At 66.6% G+C, this 21,562-nt stretch carries 19 protein-coding genes; 9 read left to right on the top strand and 10 right to left on the bottom strand.

Annotated elements, in window-relative coordinates; genetic code table 11:
* The first annotated feature begins 173 nt into the window (after positions 1–173).
* Positions 174–1,292, top strand: coding sequence for a 3-deoxy-7-phosphoheptulonate synthase (locus ACCC97_RS13985; RefSeq protein WP_007831418.1), 1,119 nt, complete (start codon positions 174–176; stop codon positions 1,290–1,292).
* Here ACCC97_RS13985 and ACCC97_RS13980 read toward each other — a convergent pair.
* Both ACCC97_RS13980 and mpl read right to left on the bottom strand, forming a co-directional pair.
* Positions 1,289–1,798, bottom strand: a complete 510-nt coding sequence (locus ACCC97_RS13980; protein WP_413333381.1) for a cupin domain-containing protein — start codon at positions 1,796–1,798, stop codon at positions 1,289–1,291. The two genes, ACCC97_RS13985 and ACCC97_RS13980, sit on opposite strands and share 4 nt — an antisense overlap.
* A complete protein-coding gene (mpl, locus tag ACCC97_RS13975) occupies positions 1,795–3,198 on the bottom strand; it encodes a UDP-N-acetylmuramate:L-alanyl-gamma-D-glutamyl-meso-diaminopimelate ligase (protein WP_413333379.1) in 1,404 nt (467 codons plus the stop codon). Before mpl ends, ACCC97_RS13980 begins: the two co-directional genes overlap by 4 nt.
* A 111-nt stretch (positions 3,199–3,309) precedes the next feature.
* Here mpl and ACCC97_RS13970 point away from each other — a divergent pair, with 111 nt between their 5' ends.
* The 7 genes from ACCC97_RS13970 (at position 3,310) to ACCC97_RS13940 (ending at position 9,638) form a co-directional block, all read left to right on the top strand.
* Complete coding sequence (locus ACCC97_RS13970; protein WP_413333377.1) at positions 3,310–3,906, top strand: hypothetical protein; 597 nt, start codon at positions 3,310–3,312, stop codon at positions 3,904–3,906.
* A complete protein-coding gene (locus ACCC97_RS13965; protein WP_413333375.1) occupies positions 3,907–4,452 on the top strand; it encodes a TlpA family protein disulfide reductase in 546 nt (181 codons plus the stop codon).
* A gap of 100 nt (positions 4,453–4,552) precedes the next feature.
* Entirely contained in the window at positions 4,553–5,023 is a 471-nt protein-coding gene (accB, locus tag ACCC97_RS13960) for an acetyl-CoA carboxylase biotin carboxyl carrier protein (protein WP_007831428.1), read from the top strand.
* A gap of 2 nt (positions 5,024–5,025) precedes the next feature.
* Positions 5,026–6,375, top strand: coding sequence for an acetyl-CoA carboxylase biotin carboxylase subunit (gene accC, locus ACCC97_RS13955; protein WP_007831429.1), 1,350 nt, complete (start codon positions 5,026–5,028; stop codon positions 6,373–6,375).
* Between the two features lie 14 nt (positions 6,376–6,389).
* On the top strand, positions 6,390–7,274 hold the full coding sequence (prmA, locus tag ACCC97_RS13950; RefSeq protein ID WP_007831430.1) for a 50S ribosomal protein L11 methyltransferase: 885 nt from the start codon (positions 6,390–6,392) through the stop codon (positions 7,272–7,274).
* Between the two features lie 55 nt (positions 7,275–7,329).
* Complete coding sequence (locus ACCC97_RS13945; RefSeq protein ID WP_413333373.1) at positions 7,330–8,673, top strand: DUF3426 domain-containing protein; 1,344 nt, start codon at positions 7,330–7,332, stop codon at positions 8,671–8,673.
* A gap of 62 nt (positions 8,674–8,735) precedes the next feature.
* Positions 8,736–9,638, top strand: a complete 903-nt coding sequence (locus tag ACCC97_RS13940) for a carbohydrate kinase family protein (RefSeq protein WP_007831433.1) — start codon at positions 8,736–8,738, stop codon at positions 9,636–9,638.
* Positions 9,639–9,720: 82 nt separating this feature from the next.
* Here the strand turns inward: ACCC97_RS13940 and ACCC97_RS13935 are convergent, their stop codons facing one another.
* The 8 genes from ACCC97_RS13935 to ACCC97_RS13900 all read right to left on the bottom strand — a co-directional run bounded on the left by ACCC97_RS13935 (position 9,721) and on the right by ACCC97_RS13900 (position 20,022).
* The gene (locus tag ACCC97_RS13935; RefSeq protein WP_413315111.1) at positions 9,721–10,227 is read right to left on the bottom strand and encodes a histone H1-like DNA-binding protein; all 507 of its coding nucleotides are present in this window, start codon (positions 10,225–10,227) and stop codon (positions 9,721–9,723) included.
* A 196-nt stretch (positions 10,228–10,423) separates the two neighbouring features.
* Entirely contained in the window at positions 10,424–11,626 is a 1,203-nt protein-coding gene (locus ACCC97_RS13930; RefSeq protein ID WP_413333371.1) for a ribonucleotide-diphosphate reductase subunit beta, read from the bottom strand.
* Between the two features lie 186 nt (positions 11,627–11,812).
* A complete protein-coding gene (locus tag ACCC97_RS13925) occupies positions 11,813–14,728 on the bottom strand; it encodes a ribonucleoside-diphosphate reductase subunit alpha (protein ID WP_007831437.1) in 2,916 nt (971 codons plus the stop codon).
* 349 nt (positions 14,729–15,077) lie between these two features.
* Positions 15,078–15,701, bottom strand: coding sequence for a 1,6-anhydro-N-acetylmuramyl-L-alanine amidase AmpD (gene ampD, locus ACCC97_RS13920; protein ID WP_007831439.1), 624 nt, complete (start codon positions 15,699–15,701; stop codon positions 15,078–15,080).
* Positions 15,688–17,253, bottom strand: coding sequence for a sigma-54-dependent transcriptional regulator (locus ACCC97_RS13915; protein ID WP_413333368.1), 1,566 nt, complete (start codon positions 17,251–17,253; stop codon positions 15,688–15,690). Before ACCC97_RS13915 ends, ampD begins: the two co-directional genes overlap by 14 nt.
* A gap of 5 nt (positions 17,254–17,258) precedes the next feature.
* The gene (locus ACCC97_RS13910; protein WP_007831441.1) at positions 17,259–18,956 is read right to left on the bottom strand and encodes a two-component system sensor histidine kinase NtrB; all 1,698 of its coding nucleotides are present in this window, start codon (positions 18,954–18,956) and stop codon (positions 17,259–17,261) included.
* The gene (locus ACCC97_RS13905) at positions 18,953–19,213 is read right to left on the bottom strand and encodes a PP0621 family protein (protein WP_413315107.1); all 261 of its coding nucleotides are present in this window, start codon (positions 19,211–19,213) and stop codon (positions 18,953–18,955) included. The genes ACCC97_RS13910 and ACCC97_RS13905 overlap by 4 nt, the downstream gene beginning before the upstream one ends.
* Complete coding sequence (locus ACCC97_RS13900; protein WP_007831443.1) at positions 19,210–20,022, bottom strand: inner membrane protein YpjD; 813 nt, start codon at positions 20,020–20,022, stop codon at positions 19,210–19,212. The genes ACCC97_RS13905 and ACCC97_RS13900 overlap by 4 nt, the downstream gene beginning before the upstream one ends.
* 184 nt (positions 20,023–20,206) lie before the next feature.
* Here ACCC97_RS13900 and ffh point away from each other — a divergent pair.
* Positions 20,207–21,562, top strand: a 1,356-nt coding sequence (gene ffh, locus ACCC97_RS13895) for a signal recognition particle protein (RefSeq protein WP_413333366.1), incomplete at its 3' end; no start/stop codon positions are given.

The following is a 21,562-nucleotide window of genomic DNA, read 5'->3' as shown; positions in this document are numbered from 1 at the left end:
CTCCATGTCCGCTCTTCGCGCTTATTTCTTTGCCTACTTTTGGTTCCCGGTTTCCGGCGGACGAGAGGCGAGCGCGTAAAGCAAACGAACACCCTCCCAAAACCGCCGGTGGCCTCAAGCCCCCGGCGGTTTTTTTATGCCCTGATGACATTCACTCCAACAAGGAAGCACCCATGAGCACGAACACTGCCCCCGCCAGCGACAGCTGGTATGCGAGCGTCGAAAAAACCAGCAAGACCGACGACGAACGCATCAAGGACATCAACGTGCTGCCCCCTCCCGAACATCTGATCCGCTTCTTCCCGATCCGCGGCACGCCGGTCGAAACGCTGATCGAAGGCACGCGCCGCAGCATCCACAACATCATGGCCGGCAAGGACGACCGGCTGCTGGTGATCATGGGTCCCTGCTCGATCCATGACCCGGCCGCCGCGCTCGAATACGCCCGCCGCCTCAAGGTCGAACGCGAGAAATACGCCGGCACGCTCGAGATCGTGATGCGCGTGTACTTCGAGAAGCCGCGCACGACGGTCGGCTGGAAGGGCCTCATCAACGACCCGTACCTCGACGAGAGCTTTCGCATCGACGAAGGCCTGCGCATCGCGCGCCAGCTGCTGATCGACATCAACCGCCTGGGTCTGCCGGCGGGCAGCGAGTTCCTCGACGTGATCTCGCCGCAGTACATCGGCGACCTGATTTCCTGGGGCGCCATCGGCGCGCGCACCACCGAAAGCCAGGTGCACCGCGAACTGGCCTCGGGCCTGTCGGCTCCGATCGGCTTCAAGAACGGCACCGACGGCAACATCCGCATCGCCACCGACGCCATCCAGGCGGCGGCGCGCGGCCATCACTTCCTGTCGGTGCACAAGAATGGCCAGGTCGCCATCGTGCAGACCAACGGCAATCGCGACTGCCACGTGATCCTGCGTGGCGGCAAGGCGCCGAACTACGACGCCGCCAGCGTCGAGGCCGCCTGCAAGGACCTGGAAGCCGCCAAGCTGCCGCCCACGCTGATGGTCGACTGCAGCCACGCCAACAGCTCCAAGCAGCACCAGAAGCAGATCGACGTGGCGCAGGACATCGCTGCGCAGATCGCCGGCGGCTCCAACCGCGTGTTCGGCGTGATGGTCGAAAGCCACCTGCAGCCGGGCGCCCAGAAGTTCACGCCGGGCAAGGACCAGCTGTCGGGCCTCGAGTACGGCAAGAGCATCACCGACGCCTGCATCGGCTGGGACGATTCGGTGCAGGTGCTCGACACGCTCTCGCAAGCGGTCAAGCAGCGCCGGGGTTAAAGCATTTCGGCCAGGTCGGGCCAGTGGTGTCGCATCGACGCAGCCTCGCTGCTGTCGGTCGGGACCATCGAGAAGTCGGCGAAATCGAAGCCCGGCCCGACCATGCAGGCGACCAGCGTGTAGTCGCCCGAGCTGTGGCCCTGAATCGGCCGGGCGGCCTGCCATTGGCCGGCGGGCACCACGTGCTGGGGGCGCGTGCCGTGTACATCGACCGGGCCCAGCTTCACGTGGGCCGGCGCCGTGCGCATCGCGGCGTCGCAGGTCCACAGTGCCAGCGGCACGCCTTCAAGATGAACCCAGACCTCGTCGGACAGCACTCGGTGCCAGCGCGAATGCTGGTTTGCTTCGAGCAGGAAGTAGATGCTGGTCAGCGCGCTGCGGGGCGCGCGGCCGTCGACGGGCTCCACGCTGGCGGGCGATCGGAACACCTCGGCATACCAGCCGCCCTCGGGGTGGTGCTGGAGCTTCAGGGCGTCGATCAGCTCACGCGCGCGCATGGCGCTCATGATGCGTGGGTGGCGCGTAGCGCCGCAAGCAGTTTGTCGTGCACGCCGCCGAAGCCGCCGTTGCTCATGCAGACGATGTGATCGCCCGGCCGGGCGGCGGCCACGACCTGCCTCACGAGCGGCTCGATGGCCCCGGCCACCTGCGCGCGCGCGCCCATCGGCGCAAGCGCCGCCGCCGCGTCCCAGTCGAGCCCCGCCGTGTGGCAGAACGACAGGTCGGCCGACTCCAGGCTCCACGGCAACTGCGCTGCCATGACGCCCAGCTTCATCGTGTTGCTGCGCGGTTCGAAGGCCGCGAGGATGCGCTCACTTTGCTTGCCGGCCGCGTCGAGCTTCTGGCGCAGGCCGTCGAGCGTGGTGCGGATGGCCGTCGGATGATGCGCGAAATCGTCGTAGACCGTGATCGCCCCGCCGTTGTGCTCGACCGTGCCGCGCAGTTCCATGCGCCGGCGCACATTGCGGAAGCTGCCCAGCGCCCGGGCCGCTTCGGCCGGCGCCACACCCACGTGCTCGGCCGCGGCGATGGCGGCCAGCGCATTCATCTGGTTGTGCAGGCCCGAGAGCTCCCATTCGACCCGGCCGACGACTTCGCCCCGCTGCAGCACGTCGAAGGCGTCGTGCGAGCCGCGCGCCTGCCATTCGCCCCCGGCACCGAAGCGCGCGAGTTCGCTCCAGCAGCCCTGGGCCAGCACGCGCTGCAGGCTTTCTTCGGCAGCGTTTACCACCACCCGGCCGGTGCCCGGCACCGTGCGCACGAGGTGATGAAACTGGCGTTCGATGGCGGCAAGATCGTCGAAGATGTCGGCATGATCGAACTCGAGGTTGTTCAGCACGGCGGTGCGCGGCCGGTAGTGCACGAACTTGCTGCGCTTGTCGAAGAAGGCCGTGTCGTACTCGTCGGCCTCGATCACGAAGGCCGGGCCGTCGCCCAACCGGGCCGAGACGCCGAAGTCCAGCGGCACGCCGCCCACCAGGAAGCCGGGTGCCTTGCCGCCTTTTTCCAGCACCCAGGCCAGCATCGACGTGGTCGTCGTCTTGCCATGCGTGCCGGCCACGGCCAGCACATGGCGGCCCAGCAGCACGTGTTCGGCCAGCCATTGCGGGCCGCTGGTGTAGGGCTTGCCGGCGTCGAGGATGGCCTCCATCAGCGGGAACTTGGGGCTGCCGTCAGGCAGCCGTGCCCGGGACACCACGTTGCCGACCACGAACATGTCCGGTGCCAGGGAGAGCTGGTCGGCGCCGAAACCCTCGATCAGGTCGATGCCGAGGGCGCGCAGCTGGTCGCTCATCGGCGGGTACACGCCGGCGTCGCAGCCCGTGACCCGGTGGCCTGCCTCGCGCGCCAGGGCGGCCACGCCGCCCATGAACGTGCCGCAGATACCCAGAATATGAATGTGCATCGGTCGATTCTAGGGAAGCGGCACGCCGCGCCCGTGCCGGGGCCGCGTGTTTCTCCCGCTCTTCGTACTGATGTTCATGTGAGGGGCGCCTACTGCGGGCAAAATGCCCCGATGGACACGTCCAAGCGTGAAATTGCCGCTGCTGCTGCCCGCCTCGTCGTCGAGGAGGGGCTGGAATACGGCCCGGCCAAGCGCCGGGCCCTGCGCGACCTGGGCCTTTCGGCGCGCACCGCGCTGCCGAACAACGACGAGGTCGAGGCCGAGGTGCGCGAGTACATTGAGCTTTTCTGCGCCGACACCCAGCCTCAGGAACTGCATGTGTTGCGGCTGCTCGCGCTCGAGTGGATGGAGCGCATGGCCGCGTTCCGCCCCCATGTGGGCGGTGCCGTGTGGCACGGAACGGCGACACGGTTGTCGGACATTTATATTCAGTTGTTCTGCGATGACTCCAAATCGGCCGAAATCGCCTTAATTGATCACCATGTGGACTATGAGCCGCGCATGGTGACCGGCTTCCACGGCGAGCAGGTCGAGGCCTTGAGCGTGCATGCTCCGAGCCGCGTGCTCGGCGAGGAGATCGGTGTGCACCTGCTGGTCTACGACCTCGACGACCTGCGCGGTGCCCTGAAGCCCGACGCCCAGGGGCGCGCGCCGCGGGGCGACCTGGCTGCGCTGCGCCGACTGATCGAACAAGAAAAGGACAAGTGAATGATTTCTTCGCCCACCCGACGCGGCATGCTTTATGCCGGCGTGGCGGCAGCGGCTGCGGCCGCCGGGTTTGGCGGCGCCTGGTGGAAGGAGCGCAGCAGCGGCACGGGCGGTGAGATGCTCGACGCGGCCTTCTGGGCCCAGAGTTTCGAGCGGCCGGAGGGCGGTGACCTCGTGCTGTCGAGCTTGCGCGGCAAGCCGCTGCTGCTCAACTTCTGGGCGACGTGGTGCCCGCCATGCGTCGAGGAAATGCCCCTGATCGACGCCTTTTTCCGCGAACAGGGTGCTAATGGCTGGCAAGTGGTCGGATTGGCCATCGACCAGCCGAGTGCCGTGCGCAAGTTTCTGCAGCGTACGCCGGTGACCTATCCGACGGGCCTGGCCGGCTTGCAGGGCACGGAGCTGGTCAAGAATCTAGGCAACACGGGCGGCGGTTTGCCCTTCACGCTGGTCCTGAATGCGAACGGCTCCGTGGCCGCCCGTAAAATGGGCAAGCTCGATGCTGCCGACCTGAACACTTGGCGGCGTGAACTGGTTCACGGTTAGAATCACTTCCTTACGCTGGCGTTAGACGCCGAAAGCCGAAAATCACCGATTTTCGAACAAGTTATATCCTGAAGACCGGCTCAGCCGGCACTGGAGTCCCATGGATCTGCGCAAACTCAAGACACTGATCGATTTGGTGTCCGAATCGAATATTTCCGAACTGGAAATCACGGAAACCGAAGGCAAGGTTCGCATCGTCAAGGGCGGTGGTGCCGCCCCCGTGCAGTATGTGCAAACCCTGGCAGCGCCTCAGGCGGCCGCTGCACCGGCAGTCACCGCTGGTGCTCCGGCGGCATCCGCCGTGGCCGGCGCACCGGCAGCCGAAGCCGCTCCGGCAGGCCATGCCGTGAAGTCGCCGATGGTCGGCACCTTCTACCGTTCGTCCAGCCCGGGCGCCCCGGCGTTCGTCGAGGTCGGCAGTAAGGTCACCGAGGGCGACACCGTCTGCATCATCGAAGCGATGAAGATCCTCAACGAAATCGAAGCCGACAAATCCGGCACGATCACCCAGATCCTCGGCGAAAACGGCCAGGCGGTCGAATACGGACAGCCGCTGTTCATCATCGAGTGACCATGTTCAAGAAGATTCTGGTTGCGAACCGGGGGGAGATTGCACTCCGGATTCAGCGTGCCTGCAGTGAACTCGGCATCAAGGCCGTGATGGTCTATTCCGAGGCTGACCGCGAAGCGAAGTACGTCAAGCTCGCCGAAGAAGCGGTGTGCATCGGTCCGGCCCCGTCGGCGCAGAGCTACCTCAACATGCCGGCGATCATTTCGGCGGCCGAAGTGACCGACGCCGAAGCCATCCACCCCGGCTATGGCTTCCTGAGCGAGAACGCGAACTTCGCCGAGCGCGTGGAGCAAAGCGGTTTCCAGTTCATCGGCCCGACGCCCGACAACATCCGCACGATGGGCGACAAGGTGTCGGCCAAGCAGGCCATGATCAAGGCCGGCGTGCCGTGCGTGCCCGGCTCCGAGGGCGAACTCTCGGACGACGCCGCCACCAACAAGCGCATCGCGCGTGCCATCGGCTACCCGGTCATCATCAAGGCGGCGGGCGGCGGTGGTGGCCGCGGCATGCGCGTGGTGCACACCGAGGCGGCGCTGGTCAATGCGATCCAGATGACCAAGGCGGAAGCCGGCGCGGCCTTCAGCAACCCGGCCGTGTACATGGAGAAGTTTCTCCAGAACCCGCGCCACATCGAGATCCAGATCCTCGCGGACAAGCACAAGAACGCGGTCTACCTGGGCGAGCGCGACTGCTCCATGCAGCGCCGCCACCAGAAGGTGATCGAGGAATCGCCCGCCCCGGGCATTCCGCGCAAGCTGATCGAGAAGATCGGCGAACGCTGCGCTGCCGCCTGCAAGAAGATCAACTATCGCGGCGCCGGCACCTTCGAGTTTCTCTACGAAAACGGCGAGTTCTATTTCATCGAGATGAACACGCGCGTGCAGGTGGAGCACCCGGTGACGGAGTTCACCACGGGCATCGACATCGTCAAGACGCAGATCATGGTCGCGGCCGGCGAGAAGCTGCCGTTCACGCAGCGCCAGATCCAGATGCACGGCCATGCCATCGAGGTGCGCATCAATGCCGAGGACGCGTGGAAGTTCACGCCGTCGCCAGGCCGCATCACGATGTGGCATCCGCCGGGCGGCCCGGGCGTTCGCGTCGATTCGCACGCGTACACCAACTACTTCGTGCCGCCGAACTACGACTCGATGATCGGCAAGATCATCGTCTACGGCGACACGCGCGAGCAGGCCATGGCCCGCATGCGCACGGCGCTCAACGAGACCGTGATCGAAGGCATCCAGACCAACATTCCGCTGCACCGCGAACTGATGGTCGATTCCAAGTTCATGACGGGCGGCACCAACATCCACTACCTCGAAGAGTGGCTGGCTGCGCACAAGCGCTGACCCGGGACGTCGCGATGTTCGAACTCCGCCTGATGGCGCCGGAAGACCGGGTCGAAACGCTCGGTGAAGCGCTCGATGCACTCGATGCATTGAGCGTGTCGGTGGAAGACGCCGACGCGCAGACCGATGCAGAGCAGGCACTGTTCGGCGAACCGGGCATGCCGCCGCCGAAAGAAGGCTGGCAGCGTTCGCGCGTGATCGCGCTGTTCCCCAACGAGGCGCTCGCGAAAGAGGCCGCGTCGGTGCTGGTGCTGCAGGACTTCTTCGAAGGCTGCGAGGTGCTCGGCATCGCGCCCGTGCCCGAGCAGGACTGGGTACGCCTCACGCAATCGCAATTCGCGCCGGTCGAGATCACGCCCGAGTTCTGGATCGTGCCGACGTGGCACGAGCCGCCCGGGCAGGCCAGGCAGGTGATCCGGCTAGACCCCGGCTTGGCCTTCGGCACCGGCACGCATCCCACCACGCGCATGTGCCTGCGATGGATCGCCACGCAAGGCACGCTCGGCAGCCAGCGCGTGCTCGACTACGGCTGCGGCTCCGGCATTCTCGCGATCGGTGCGGCGAAGTTCGGTGCAGCCGAGATCGACGCCGTCGACATCGATGAAGCCGCGGTCTCCTCGACCCGGCTCAATGCCGAGGCCAACGGCGTCCGGCTGAACGCCGGCCTGCCCGAAGCGGCCAAGGGCCACTACGACACCGTGCTCGCCAACATCCTGGCCACGCCGCTCAAGGTGCTCGCGCCGCTGCTGCGCAGCCATGTGAGGGCGGGTGGATCGCTGGTGCTGGCCGGCATTCTCGAGCGCCAGGCCGACGAGTTGAAGGAAGCCTACGCGCCTTACGCCGCGCTCGAAGTCAGCGACACCGAGGACGGCTGGATCCTCATGACCGCGCGCTGCTGAGCCACCGCATCGCGCCCCTCTCGCGGCGAGGGCGCAACCCTACAATCGCCCGGTCATGAGTCTCGTCACGCGCTGCCCTGCCTGCACCACCACCTTCAAGGTGGTGCGCGACCAGCTTCGCATTTCGGACGGCTGGGTGCGCTGTGGCCGGTGCAGCCACGTGTTCGACGCCACGCTCGATCTGCACGAGGCGCCAGATGGCGCCCCGGCAAATGCGTCGCCGCCGGTGCCGGGTGGCGGCTACATGCCGGGACTGGTCGAATCTTCCCCGGAGTCCGAAGCGACGCCCCCTCCGGAACGCCGGCAGCCGGCGGAAGATGCGGATTTCGTCGGCGACGAGCCCGAGCCACAACCTCTGCACACGCTGCCACCGGGAGTTCCGGCATCCGCACCGTCACCCGCGGCTGTGTCGCCGCCGGCGTTCTCGCTGTCATTGCCCGAACACGGCATTGACGAGCCGTGGTCCGACCTCGACGCCAGCGAACCCGCGTGGAAGCCGCCGCCGAGCACGCTGCCACCGTTTCCGAACATCGACCTGAACCTCGCTTCGCCGCCCCCAGCGCCGTCGCCTCCAGCGCCGCCGCTGCCCGTTGCCTCGCGCATCAGGACGCGCGCGCTGATCGAGCATGCGAGCATCGACGACGATGGGGAGGGAGAGCGCCAGCAGCAAGAGAAGGACCATGACCAGGTGCAGATGCAGAAAGCGCTGCGCCGGGCCCGCATCAAGTCGGCCAAGATCGCGAGCGCCAAGGCCCGCGAGGAGCGTGCAGCCGCGAAGGCGCCGGCCGTGGTGGTGCAATCCGAGAGCGAAAGCGAGCCTGCCCCTGCGTTCTCCTCGGACTTGGAGCTGCCGGTGGGCCATCCCCTCGCGGACGAGGACGAGCTTGCCGAGAAGGCGCCCAGCTTCTGGCAGCGCAAGGGTGTGCGCATCGTGCTGATCTTGCTGGCGGTGCTCGCCGTGCTGCCGCTCGTCGTTCAGGTCATTCGCCATGAGCGCGACGGCATCGCGGCGCGCCAGCCGAACCTGCGGCCTGCCCTCGCGGCGCTGTGCCAGCACACCGGCTGCGAACTCGCTGCCCTGCGCCAGATTGGCGACATCGTCATCGAAGGCGCGGCCTTCGCGCGTGAGAAGAGCGGAGGCAACGACTACCGCCTGAGCTTCACCCTGCGCAATGGCGCGACCGTGCCGCTCGCCATGCCGGCCGTCGAGCTCTCGCTGCTCGACACGCAGGAGCGCGCCGTGGTGCGTCGCGTGCTGATGCCGGCGGACTATGGCGCGCCGGCGGTACTGCCGGCCCGCGCCGACCGCGCGGCCTCGCTGCCCCTGGCCTTGTCCGCCTCGGAGGCCGCGGCGCTGCCGCCCATCGCGGGCTATCGCGTCGAAGCTTTCTATCCCTGAGCGGCGGCGCCTGCCTGCACGCGTCCTTTTTCCTCCCCAATTCTTTTACCAACGGTGCACCCATGGCAGCAGTGATTTGCGGTTCCCTCGCATTCGACACCATCATGACTTTCGAGGGCCGGTTCGCCGACCAGATCCTTCCGGACCAGTTGCACATTCTCAATGTGTCGTTCCTGGTGCCGACCCTGCGTCGTGACTTCGGCGGCTGCGCGGGCAACATCGCCTACAGCCTCAATGCATTGGGGGGCACCGCGCTGCCCATGGCCACGCTCGGCAGCGACGGCGCGTCGTACCTCGAGCGCATGCGCTCGCTGGGCATCGATACCGGGTTCGTGCGCCAGCTCGACGACACCTTCACCGCGCAGGCGATGATCATGAGCGACGTCGACAACAACCAGATCACCGCCTTCCACCCCGGAGCGATGCAGCAGGCGCACATCACGAAAGTGGCGGCGCGTGACGACATCAAGCTCGGCATCATCGCGCCCGATGGCCGCGACGCGATGCTGCAGCACGCGGAGCAGTTCGCCGCCGCGGATGTCCCGTTCGTGTTCGATCCGGGCCAGGGCCTGCCGATGTTCGACGGCGAGGCGCTGCGCCATTTCGTCGACCTTGCGAGCTGGGTTGTGGTGAACGACTACGAAGGCAAGATGCTTTCGCAGCGCACCGGCTGGAGCCTGGCCGAGATCTCGAAGCGCGTGCGCGGCCTGGTCGTTACGCTGGCGGCCGAGGGCTGCGAGGTATGGATCGATGGCGAGCGCGAGCATGTGCCTGGCGTGGTCGCGACCGAAGTGGTCGAGCCCACGGGTTGCGGCGACGCCTGGCGCGGCGCGCTGCTGTTCGGTCTGGAAAAGGGTTGGCCGCTGGCGCGATGCGCCGCACTTGGCAACAAGGTCGGTGCGCTCAAGATCGCGCAGCGCGGCCCGCAGAACTACGAGATCGACCGAAAGGCCTTGGGCCTCTGATCTTCCTTCTTCCCGAAGCACCAATAAAAAAGCCCGGCACCGCAAGGTACCGGGCTTTGCGCCTTCAAGGCCGCTGAGAAACTCAGGGCTTGCTGGCCGTGGGGAACGGCCAGGCTGCCTGGGGATTCAGCGTCGTTTGCGCTGCAGGGGCAGGCGCTACGGCTGCGGCCTTGGCGGGCGCAGCGGCCTTGGGAGCCTTCTTCGCAGCAGGCTTCTTGGCAGCAGGCTTTTTCGCGGCTTTCTTGGCCGCGGCCTTTTTCGCAGGCGCCTTCTTGGCAGCAGCCTTCTTCGCAGGGGCCTTCTTCGCGGCTGCCTTCTTGGCAGGAGCCTTCTTCGCCGCCGCCTTCTTGGCAGGAGCCTTCTTCGCTGCGGCCTTCTTTGCCGGAGCCTTCTTGGCCGGTGCTGCCTTCTTCGCGGCTACCTTCTTGGCAGGCGCCTTCTTGGCGGCTACCTTCTTCGCTGCGACCTTCTTGGCCGGAGCCTTCTTCGCAGCTACCTTCTTGGCGGGAGCCTTCTTGGCTGCGACCTTCTTTGCCGGAGCCTTCTTTGCAGCGGCTTTCTTAGCCGGCGCTTTCTTTGCAGTTGCCATTTCTATTTCTCCTTGATCAAGTTGAAAAAATCAACCTATTGAAGCACTCCACGCACGTTGGGTAGCGTGAAGCGATTCATGGCGTTGGAATCTGAGCCCAGCACCATGAACACCTGAGCCCTCGTCCATGCCGCGCTCTTCGGCGCGATCGGTGGCAAGGGCAATTCTTGAATTCATTAATTATTGTCGGAAAGATTCAATCCCAGGAGAGCGCACCACCCGACTGGTACTCGATCACGCGGGTTTCGAAAAAGTTGCGCTCTTTCTTCAGGTCAATCATTTCGCTCATCCAGGGGAAGGGATTTTCTTCGTTCGGGAAGAGCGTTTCGAGGCCGATCTGCTGCGCACGCCGATTGGCGATGTACCGCAGGTAGCCCTTGAACATGGAGGCGTTCATGCCGAGCACGCCGCGAGGCATGGTGTCTTCGGCGTATTTGTATTCGAGCTCGACGGCGTGCATGAAGAGCGCCTTGATCTCGGCCTTGAACTCCGCCGTCCACAGGCCGGGGTTCTCGAGCTTGAGCTGGTTGATCAGGTCGATGCCGAAATTGCAGTGCATCGACTCGTCGCGCAGGATGTACTGGTACTGCTCGGCGGCGCCGGTCATCTTGTTCTGGCGGCCGAGCGCAAGGATCTGCGTGAAGCCGACGTAGAAGAACAGGCCCTCCATCAGGCAGGCGAACACGATGAGCGACTTGAGCAGCGTCTGGTCGGTCTCGTGCGTGCCGGTCTTGAAGAGCGGGTCGCTGATGGCTTCGATGAACGGGATCAGGAACTGGTCCTTCTCGCGGATCGACGGCACTTCGTTGTAGGCGTTGAAGATCTCGCTCTCGTCCAGGCCGAGCGACTCGACGATGTACTGGTACGCGTGTGTGTGGATCGCTTCCTCGAAGGCCTGGCGCAGCAGGAACTGGCGGCATTCGGGCGCCGTGATGTGGCGGTAGGTGCCCAGCACGATGTTGTTGGCGGCCAGCGAGTCGGCGGTCACGAAGAAGCCGAGGTTGCGCTTGACGATGCGGCGCTCGTCTTCGGTCAGGCCGTTCGGGTCTTTCCAGAGCGCGATGTCGCGCGTCATGTTCACTTCCTGCGGCATCCAGTGGTTGGCGCAGGTGGCGAGGTACTTTTCCCAGGCCCATTTGTACTTGAACGGCACCAGCTGGTTGACGTCGGTCTGACCGTTGATGATGCGCTTGTCGGAAGCCTTGACGCGCTGGGCGACGGGTGCCGCGGCACGCATCGCGTGTTGCTGCGCAAGCTGTGCAGTTTGCGCGAGCGACGAAGTCGGAGCATCCACCACACGGCCTGCGGGCGAACCGCTGGTCGATGCGTTGTGGTGCTGCAATCCTTGCTGCATATCCTTTGGTAAGGAGGGCTTGACTTCTTCGTCCCAGGTCAACATAGAAAAATCCAATGCTCAATTATCGGAGCAACGCGTGAGAGTTGCAAAGTGCTCGTTCACACCGTGCTCCATTTATGTGGTTGTTATGTTGCTCGCATGCGTCGCGCGGTGTCGGTCAATGCCTCGATTGACCGAACGCCGCGCGATTTTTTTTCTTCGCACGCGCCTCGCTGATTCAGCGCAGCGTCACTGGCACGCTTCGCAGGTCGGATCGTCGACACCGCAGAACGCGATGTCGGTGGCGGGCATCGCGCTCATCTGCGCCTTCGCTGCGGCAGCGGCGGCTTCGAGTGCGCTCATGCCCGAGGGTGCGTCGTTGCCCGACGACACTGCGTTGAGACGGCCCGATTGCACCGTCGATTTTTCGGCGTGCGTCGCGCTCTGCGTGCGCAGGTAGTACGTGGTCTTCAGGCCGCGCACCCATGCGAGCTTGTAGGTGTCGTCGAGCTTCTTGCCCGATGCGCCGGCCATGTAGATGTTCAGCGACTGCGCCTGGTCGATCCACTTCTGGCGGCGCGCGGCGGCCTCCACCAGCCATGTCGTTTCGACTTCGAACGCGGTGGCGTAGAGCGCCTTCACGTCCTGCGGCACGCGGTCGATGGGGCGCAGCGAGCCGTCAAAGTGCTTCAGGTCCATGACCATCACGTCGTCCCACAGGCCCAGGCGCTTCAGGTCGCGCACCAGGTAGTGGTTGATCACGGTGAACTCGCCCGACAGGTTCGACTTGACCGACAGGTTGCCGAAGCAGGGCTCGATCGAAGCGTCCACGCCGATGATGTTCGAGATGGTCGCGGTCGGGGCGATGGCCACGCAGTTCGAATTGCGCATGCCGTCGGCCTTGATCTTCTGGCGCAGCGTGTCCCAGTCGAGGGTGGCCGAGCGGTCGACCTCGACGTAGCCGCCGCGGGCCTTCTCGAGCAGGTCGAGCGAGTCGATCGGCAGGATGCCCTTGTCCCACAGCGAGCCCTTGTAGCTCGAGTACTTGCCGCGTTCGCGGGCCAGCTCGGTCGAGGCCCAGTAGGCGTGGTAGCAGATGGCTTCCATCGACTCGTCGGCGAACTGCACGGCTTCCTGCGAGGCGTAGGGAATGCGCAGTTCGTACAGCGCGTCCTGGAAGCCCATCAGGCCCAGGCCGACCGGACGGTGGCGCAGGTTGGAGTCGCGCGCCTTCTTCACGGCGTAGTAGTTGATGTCGATCACGTTGTCGAGCATGCGCATCGCGGTCGAGATCGTGCGCTTGAGCTTTTCCTGGTCGACCTTGCCGTCCTTCAGGTGCTGCAGCAGGTTCACCGAACCCAGGTTGCAGACGGCGGTTTCGGTGTCGCTGGTGTTCAGCGTGATCTCGGTGCAGAGGTTCGACGAGTGCACCACGCCGGCGTGCTGCTGCGGCGAGCGCACGTTGCAGGCGTCCTTGAACGTGATCCAGGGGTGGCCGGTCTCGAACAGCATCGTGAGCATCTTGCGCCACAGGTCGGTCGCCTGGATGGTGCGCGCGGGCTTGATGTCGCCGCGGGCAGCCTTCTCTTCGTAGGCCACGTAGGCCTTTTCGAAGTCTGCGCCGAACAGGTCGTGCAGGTCGGGCACGTTGGAGGGCGAGAACAGCGTCCAGGTGCCCTTTTCCATCACGCGGCGCATGAACAGGTCGGGAATCCAGTTGGCAGTGTTCATGTCGTGCGTGCGGCGGCGGTCGTCGCCGGTGTTCTTGCGCAGCTCCAGGAACTCCTCGATGTCGAGGTGCCAGGTTTCCAGGTACGTGCAGACCGCGCCCTTGCGCTTGCCGCCCTGGTTCACGGCCACGGCCGTGTCGTTCACCACCTTCAGGAACGGCACCACGCCCTGCGATTCGCCGTTCGTGCCCTTGATGTGGCTGCCCAGCGCGCGCACGCGGGTCCAGTCGTTGCCCAGGCCGCCCGCGAACTTCGAGAGCAGGGCGTTTTCCTTGATCGACTCGTAGATGCCGTCCAGGTCGTCGGGCACGGTGGTCAGGTAGCAGCTCGACAGCTGCGAGCGCAGCGTGCCGGCGTTGAACAGGGTGGGCGTGCTCGACATGAAGTCGAACGACGACAGCACTTCATAGAACTCGATGGCGCGGGCTTCGCGGTCGATTTCGTTCAGCGACAGGCCCATGGCCACGCGCATGAAGAACGCCTGCGGCAGCTCGATGCGGGTCTTGCGCACGTGCAGGAAGTAGCGGTCGTACAGCGTCTGCAGGCCAAGGTAGTCGAACTGGTTGTCGCGCTCGGCCTTCAGGGCGGCGCCCAGGCGGGGCAGGTCGTACTGCAGCAGCTTCTCGTCGAGCAGCTCGTTCTCGACGCCCTTCTTGATGAACTGCGGGAAGTAGTCGGCGTAGGCGGTGGCGCGCTCGACCGGCATCACTTCGCGGCCGATGATTTCCTTGAAGATCGTGTGCAGCAGCAGGCGCGCGGTGGCGAAGGTGTAGTCGGGGTCCTTCTCGATCAGCGTGCGGGCTGCGAGGATGGACGCCTTGTAGACCTCGTCGAGCGGCACGCCGTCGTACAGGTTGCGCATCGTCTCGGCGACGATCGGCGCGGCCGTGATGCTGTCGCCCAGGCCTTCACAGGCGGACTCGATCAGGCCCTTGAGTTCGTTCAGGTCGAGCGCGACCAGTTCGCCGTTGTCCAGCACGTGCAGCGCGGGCGCGGCCGGCACGTCCTGTTCGCCCTGCTTCGAACGCTCTTGCGAGCGGCGCTCGCGGTACAGCACGTAGGCGCGGGCGATTTCATGGTGGCCGCCGCGCATCAGGCCGAGCTCGACCTGGTCCTGCACGTCCTCGATGTGGAAGGTGCCGCCGCCCGGACGCGAACGCACCAGCGCGCGGATCACACCCTGCGTGAGCACATCGACCGTTTCGCGCACGCTGGCGGAAGCCGCGCCCTGGGTGCCGTGCACGGCCAGGAAGGCCTTCATCATCGCGATCGCGATCTTGTTCGGCTCGAAGGGAACAACGGCGCCGTTGCGCCGGATGATCTGGTAGTGGGCGAGGTTCTGGCCGCTGGGGGAGCCAGCAGTGTCTCGCTGCTGTTGCAGTGACGTCGAGGGAACGGCACGCGGGGTCGATTGGGGGTTCAGGGCTGTTTGCATTCGCTTCCTCTCGGTTGGCAATTCTTGTTGGATGGCGGCGCCTGGTCGGGGCACCGCGCCGGTGTGGATGACCGGACGGAGGACACTATATCTAGGGTGCCGTGGGTCTACAAGCCACTACAGGTAGTGTTTTGCGGCAATTTTTGGTAGTAGGGGTAACTATCTAGGCATCGGCACGGCCGTCGATGCCGCGTGGACACTGGACTATGGTCGCGCAACCCGCATGGAGCTTGGCTTGCAAGACGATTTGGGCCTGCAGGGCGCATGGTTGCTGCATCGCGCGTTCGCAACTTTCGTATTGCTGCGCTGCACGAGTGGCGCATCGCGGGGCGCCGGGCGATTGAAAAAATTAGCGCTGCGTCACCTGCGGCGGAAACATCTGTGGATTCCAGCCGAGCTGTTCACGCAGCCGACGCCACTCGAAGCCCGCGCCTGGGTCCTGCTTGCGGCCCGGCGCGATGTGCTCGTGGCCGGCGATGTGCGCGATCGGATAGTGCTGCGCGACCGCTGCGCACAGGCTCGCGAGCGTCTCGTATTGCGGCTCGTCGAACGGCTGGCCCTCGAGTCCTTCGAGCTCGATGCCGACGGAGTCATCGTTGCAGTTGCCGCGGCCGCGCCACGACGATGCACCGGCGTGCCAGGCACGGTCGTCGCAGCTCACGAACTGCCAGAGTTCGCCGTTGCGGCGCACGTAGAAATGAGAGGACACCTCGAGCCCGCGGATCGACTGGAAATAGGGGTGCGCGTCCCAGTCGAGCTGGTTGGTGAAGAGCCGCTGCACCGCATCGCCGCCGTATTCGCCGGGCGGCAGGCTGATCGAGTGCAGCACGATGAGGTCGGTCTGCGCGCCAGCGGGCCGGGGCCCGAAGTTGGGCGAGCGCAGCGCCTTCGCGAAGCGGTACCAGCCGGCTTGCCAGAGTCCGTCGTCGCCGTTGTCAGGAGCGCCGGGCGTGGGTGCTTCAGTCGTCGGCATGGTTGCTCGCGCCATCGTCGCCGTTGGGCGTGGTGATGCCCAGCCGCGCGATGCGGTAGCGGATCTGGCGCAGGCTCATGCCGAGCCGTGCGGCGGCCGCGGTGCGATTGAAGCCGCTCTCGTGCAGCGCGCGCACGAGGATTTCGCGCTCCTGCTGGTCGAGGTAGGCCTGCAGGTCGGAGGGCAGCGGCGGCGGTGCGGCCTTGGGTGGTGCGACCGGCGCCATCGGCAGCGGAGCCGGCGCGGCAGCAGATGCATCGGCAGCGGGCGACAGCGGCGCCGGCGCGGATGCCGCGGCTTCGACGGAGGCGGTGAAGCCGCCCATCAGGTCGAGGTGCAGTTCGTCGCCGTCGTTCAGCGCCACCGCGCGGTGCAGCAGGTTCTCGAGCTCGCGCACGTTGCCGTTGAGCGGGTGCTGCGCGAGGCGGCGCAGCAGGTCGTCCGAAAGGTGCGGCACCGGCAGCCCGCCGTCCTGCGCGATGCGCGACAACAGCGCGGCGCACAGCGCGGGCAGGTCCTCGCGGCGCTCGCGCAATGCGGGCACCGCGATCTCGATCACGTTGAGGCGGTAGAAAAGGTCTTGCCGGAAACGGCCTGCCTGCACTTCGGCGTGCAGGTCTTTATGGGTGGCGCTCACGATGCGCACGTCGACGGCGTCTTCCTGCGTCGAGCCGATCGAGCGCACGCTGCGCTCCTGGATCGCGCGCAGCAGCTTCGACTGCATGGCCAGCGGCAGGTCGCCGATCTCGTCGAGAAACAGCGTGCCGCCGCGCGCGGCCTGGAAGTAGCCGTCGCGGTCCTGCGACGAGCCGGTGTACGAGCCCTTCTTGGCACCGAAGAACTCGGCTTCGAGCAGGTTCTCGGGAATCGCGCCGCAGTTCACCGCGACGAACGGACCCTCGCTGCGCTGGCTGCAGGCATGCACCGCGCGCGCCACCAGCTCCTTGCCGGTGCCGGACTCGCCGCGTACCAGCACCGGTGCCATGCCGCGCGCCACCTTGGCGATGCGCGACTTGACGAGGCGCATGGGCTCCGACTCGCCCACGAGACGGTCGAGTGCGGCGATGCCGGTGCTGGAGGTGGCCAACACGGCGTCGCTGATGACGTTGTTGTTGACGGCGGGCGCAGCCTGCGCCAACTTGGCCATCGGCTGCGGCGCGTGCCGCGCCTGCACCGCGGAGGCCACCACGGCGCGGAACTGCTTCAGATCGACCGGCTTCGTGAGGTAGTCGAAGGCGCCGGCCTTCAATGCTTCCACCGCGTTCTCGGCGGAGCCATAGGCCGTCATCACCACGCAGCGCTCGCTGCGCTGGTCTTTCTGGATGCGGTGGATGATTTCCATGCCCTGCCCGTCGGGCAGCCGCATGTCGGTGATCACCGCGTCGAAACGGCCGGCCTCCAGGTGCTCCCACGCTTCCGACACGCTGCCGGCGGCCTCGACGCGATAGCCCTCGCGCAGCAGCGTCAGTTCGTACAGCGTGCGCAGGTCGGGCTCGTCGTCGATGACCAGGATCTGCGCCGGCCGCTGTGTGGAAGGGGTGGAGTTGCTCACGGGCGTTATTGTGTCAGCCGGTTTTCGCTGGCGGCAAAGCTGACGAAGAATTCGTTGCCCTCGGGTCCGCCCGGCACCAGCGCGCGCCGCTCGTAGCCGATGGTGGCGCCGTGCCGCCGGCACAGTTCGCGGCACAGGAACAGGCCCAGCCCGCTGGAGCGGCTCTCGGACGAGAAAAAGGGTTCGAACAGGTGCCGCTGCACCGCCGGTTCCAGCGGCGCGCCGTCGCTCCACACCATCAGGCTCGGGCGGTTGCTGCCGCCGCGCTGCTGCGCGGTCAGCACCTGGATCGAGCCTTCGCTCTTGCCGGCGTAGCGTGAGGCGTTGTCCAGCAGGTTCACGATCAGCCGGCGCAGGTGCTCGGCGTCGAAGCGCACCTCGCTGCCGGGCGCGTCGAGCGACACCAGTACGCCCTTGCGCTGGGTCTGGCGCACCCATTCCTCGGCCAGCACCTGCACCGCGGGGTCGAGCACGACCTGCTCGCCGAGCGACAGCACGCGCTGCTGGCGCGCGCGCGAGACGTCGAGCACGTCGTCCACGATGCGCGCGAGCCGCTGCGCGTTGTGCTGCACCATGCTCGTGAGCTTGCGGTGCGCGGGATCGGTCAGGTCTTCGTTGAGCAGCGCGCTGGCCTGCGTGATGGCGGCCAGCGGATTGCGGATTTCATGCGCCACGGCGGCCGACATGCGGCCCATCGCGGCCAGCTTCTCGGTGCGGATGCGGGCCTCGAGCTCGCGCAGGTCCTGCAGGAACATCACGCACAGGCTGTCGAGGCGCTGGTCGCTGGTGGGCGTGAGCCGCGTGCGCACGCGCACTTCGCGCGCCGCACCGCGCGCCTGCGCGACGGGAATTTCTTCCGTCTGCGGCGCCCGGCGCGCGAAGGTCTGGCGCGCCAGCGCGGCCAGTGCATGCCAGGCGGGCTGGGCATGCAGCGGGAACGGCAGCGTCAGCTTCGCCAGGCCCTGGCCGAGGATCGCGTCGGCCGCCGGGTTGGCCGCATGCACCAGGCCTTCGGCGTCGATCACCAGCACGCCTTCGCTCAGGGTCTCGATCACCAGGTCGTTGACCTGCGCCTGCATCTGCGCGCTGCTGCGGCTGCGCTGCGCCACGGCTTCCTCGCGCGCCAGCCGGCGGGCCATTTCGTGCGCGAGCAGCGCCACCACGAACAGTCCGGTGCCGGTGAGCGCCGCCTGCACGAAGCGTGCCGACGAATCGACCGGCTGCTGCAGCCAGTGCCAGCCCGCGTCGGCCAGCAGCAGCAGCGTGACGGTGGCGGTGGTGCCCAGGCTCACGATCATGGTGCCGAGCACCGCGCTCATGAGCACCGGCAGCGCGAACAGCGGCGTGTAGTTGACGCTGCCGCCCTGCAGCACCTGCAAGGCGGTGAAGGCGGCCAGGTCGATGCCGATGGTCAGCAGCCAGAGCGCGGCGAAGCCGCGGATCGGCGGCTGGACGCGCCTGTAGCGCATGCCCAGCCAGGTCGCGACGAGGTACAGGGCCGAGATGGCGATGGCCACCGGCTGCATCGTCTGCCCGATGGCAAAGGCCACGCCCTGCAGCAGCACCAGCACCAGCGCGACGAAGCAGCGCGCGCCCATGAAGCCGCGCCAGAGCCGGATCAGCGCCGTGCTCTCGTCCGGGTGCTGGTCGAGCACGTCCCAGTCGGTGACCGGCTCGCCGCGCGCCCAGAGCGGGGAACTCATCGCGCGGCGGCCGCTTCGCGGTGCGCAGCGCTGCAATAGACCGCGCCGCCTGGGCCGGAGATGGCGTCGGTCGCGGGCAGGTGCAGCCCGCAATGAGCGCAGCGCACCATGGCCTGCGGCGGCCCGGGCGGAGTGGGGACGCGTTGCTGTGCCTTGGCCGCACGCTCGCGCATGGCGTCGCGCATTTCTTCGCGCCGGTTCTTGCGCCAGAGCCAGATCGCGACCCAGAGCACCGCGAGAACGAGGAGGTATTTCATACGGGAGGCCGGGCCAGCACCACTTCGAACACGAAGCGGGAGCCCACGTAGGCCAGCAGCAAAAGGGCGGAGCCGGCATACAGCACGCGCCGCGCCGTACGGCCGCGCCAGCCGAAGCGGGCCCGGCCGGTCAACAGGATCGCGAAGGTGAGCCAGGCGAGCACCGAGAAGGTGGTCTTGTGGTCCCACTTCCAGACACGGCCCGCGGCGCCGTACAACTGTTCGCTGAACAGCAGGCCGGCCAGCAGCGTGGCCGACAGCAGTACGAAGCCGGCTGTGACGAAACGGAAGGTGAGCCGCTCGAGCGTGAGCAGCGGCACGCCGCCCTGCGGTTCGGCGGTGGCGAGCCGGATCTGCTTTTCGGCGCGGGTGATCAGCCAGGCGTGCACGACCGCAGCGCCGAACAGGCCGTACGAGGCGATGCCGAGCGCCAGGTGCAATGGCAGCCACGGCGAGGCCGTGACATGCAGCGGCGTGCCCGGGAACAGGATGGCCAGCAGCACCGCGGCCGCGCCCAGCCAGGCCAGCGCGCGCCGTACTTTCAATTGGGGATACATGCGGCTTTCGACCGCGTAGACGGTGAGCACCAGCCACGCGGTGACCGACAGGGCGGGCGCAAAGCCGAAGCGCGGCTCGCCGCCGATGAGGCCGTGGACCAGCACGGCGGCATGCAGAAGCCATGCAATGCCGAGTGCCCACTGGGTCGATTGGCGGCTCAGTCTTGCGCCGGCAGCGGCGACAAAACCGTAGGCAGCCCCGGCGGCGATGCCCAGCGCCACGCCGAGTGGGGAGGGGATCGCTAAAATCATCGGCTGGAGTTTATCTCCCCCAGGCTTGCGCACTTCGTGCCGCAGCGCCAACCCCCTCACCGGGGGCGGCACCGGAGGCCCGGCCAAGCCGGTTCCCCGGCGTCTCGCGAAGGGGCGCAAGCCGCCGATTCAGGTACACGACTTTCCAATGACCCGCTGCGGCGGGCAGCAAGGCATCCCGCTCATGGCCACCGCCCTCACAGAAAAGTTCTCCCGCCTCGTCAAGACGATGAGCGGCCAGGCCCGCATCACCGAAAGCAACGTGCAGGACATGTTGCGCGAAGTGCGCATGGCGCTGCTGGAAGCCGACGTGGCGCTGCCCGTGGTGCGCGACTTCGTGGCCCGGGTGAAAGACAAGGCGCTCGGCCAGGAAGTGCTGGGCTCGCTCAAGCCGGGCCAGGCGCTGGTCGGCATCGTCAACCGCGAACTGGCCGCCACCATGGGCGAGGGCGTGTCCGACATCAACCTCGCGGCTCAGCCGCCGGCCGTGATCCTCATGGCTGGCCTGCAGGGCGCCGGCAAGACCACCACCACCGCCAAGCTGGCCAAGCACCTGATCGAGAAGCGCAAGAAGAAGGTGCTGACGGTGTCAGGCGACGTGTACCGACCCGCCGCCATCGAGCAGCTCAAGACCGTCACCAAGCAGGCCGGCGCCGAATGGTTCCCGAGCACGCCCGACCAGAAGCCGCTCGACATCGCGCGCGCAGCGCTCGACCACGCCAAGCGCCACTATTTCGACGTGCTGCTGGTCGACACCGCCGGCCGCCTTGCGATCGACGAAGCGCTGATGACCGAGATCAAGCAGCTGCACGCGGCGGTCGACCCGGTCGAGACCCTGTTCGTGGTCGATGCCATGCAGGGCCAGGACGCGATCAACACCGCCAAGGCCTTCAAGGAAGCGCTGCCGCTCACCGGCATCATCCTGACCAAGACCGACGGCGATTCGCGCGGCGGTGCGGCGCTGTCGGTGCGGCAGGTCACGGGCGTGCCGATCAAGTTCGCCGGCACCAGCGAGAAGATCGACGGCCTCGAGGTATTCGATGCCGAGCGCCATGCGGGCCGCATCCTCGGCATGGGCGACATCGTCGCGCTGGTCGAGCAGGTCACGGCCGGCGTCGACGTGGCGGCGGCGCAGAAGCTCGCGGCCAAGGTCAAGAGCGGCGCGGGCTTCGACCTGAACGACTTCCTGGGCCAGCTGCAGCAAATGAAGCAGATGGGCGGGCTCTCCAGCCTGATGGACAAGCTGCCCACGCAAATGGCCGCCAAGGCGACCGAGGCCGACATGACGCGCGCCGAGCGCGACATCCGCCGCAAGGAAGGGATCATCCAGAGCATGACCCCGCTGGAGCGCCGCAAGCCCGAGCTGCTGAAGGCCACGCGCAAGCGCCGCATCGCGGCCGGCGCCGGCGTGCAGGTTCAGGAGGTGAACCGCCTGCTCAACGAGTTCGAGCAGATGCAGGGGATGATGAAGAAGATGAAGGGCGGCGGCCTGATGAAGATGATGAAGAAGATGGGCGGCATGAAGGGCATGGGCGGGATG

This window comes from Variovorax sp. Varisp85 (assembly GCF_047304045.1).
Lineage (GTDB): Bacteria > Pseudomonadota > Gammaproteobacteria > Burkholderiales > Burkholderiaceae_C > Variovorax.
The sequence above is the reverse complement of the archived record's forward strand: the minus strand, read 5'-3'. Positions and strand labels throughout refer to the sequence as shown.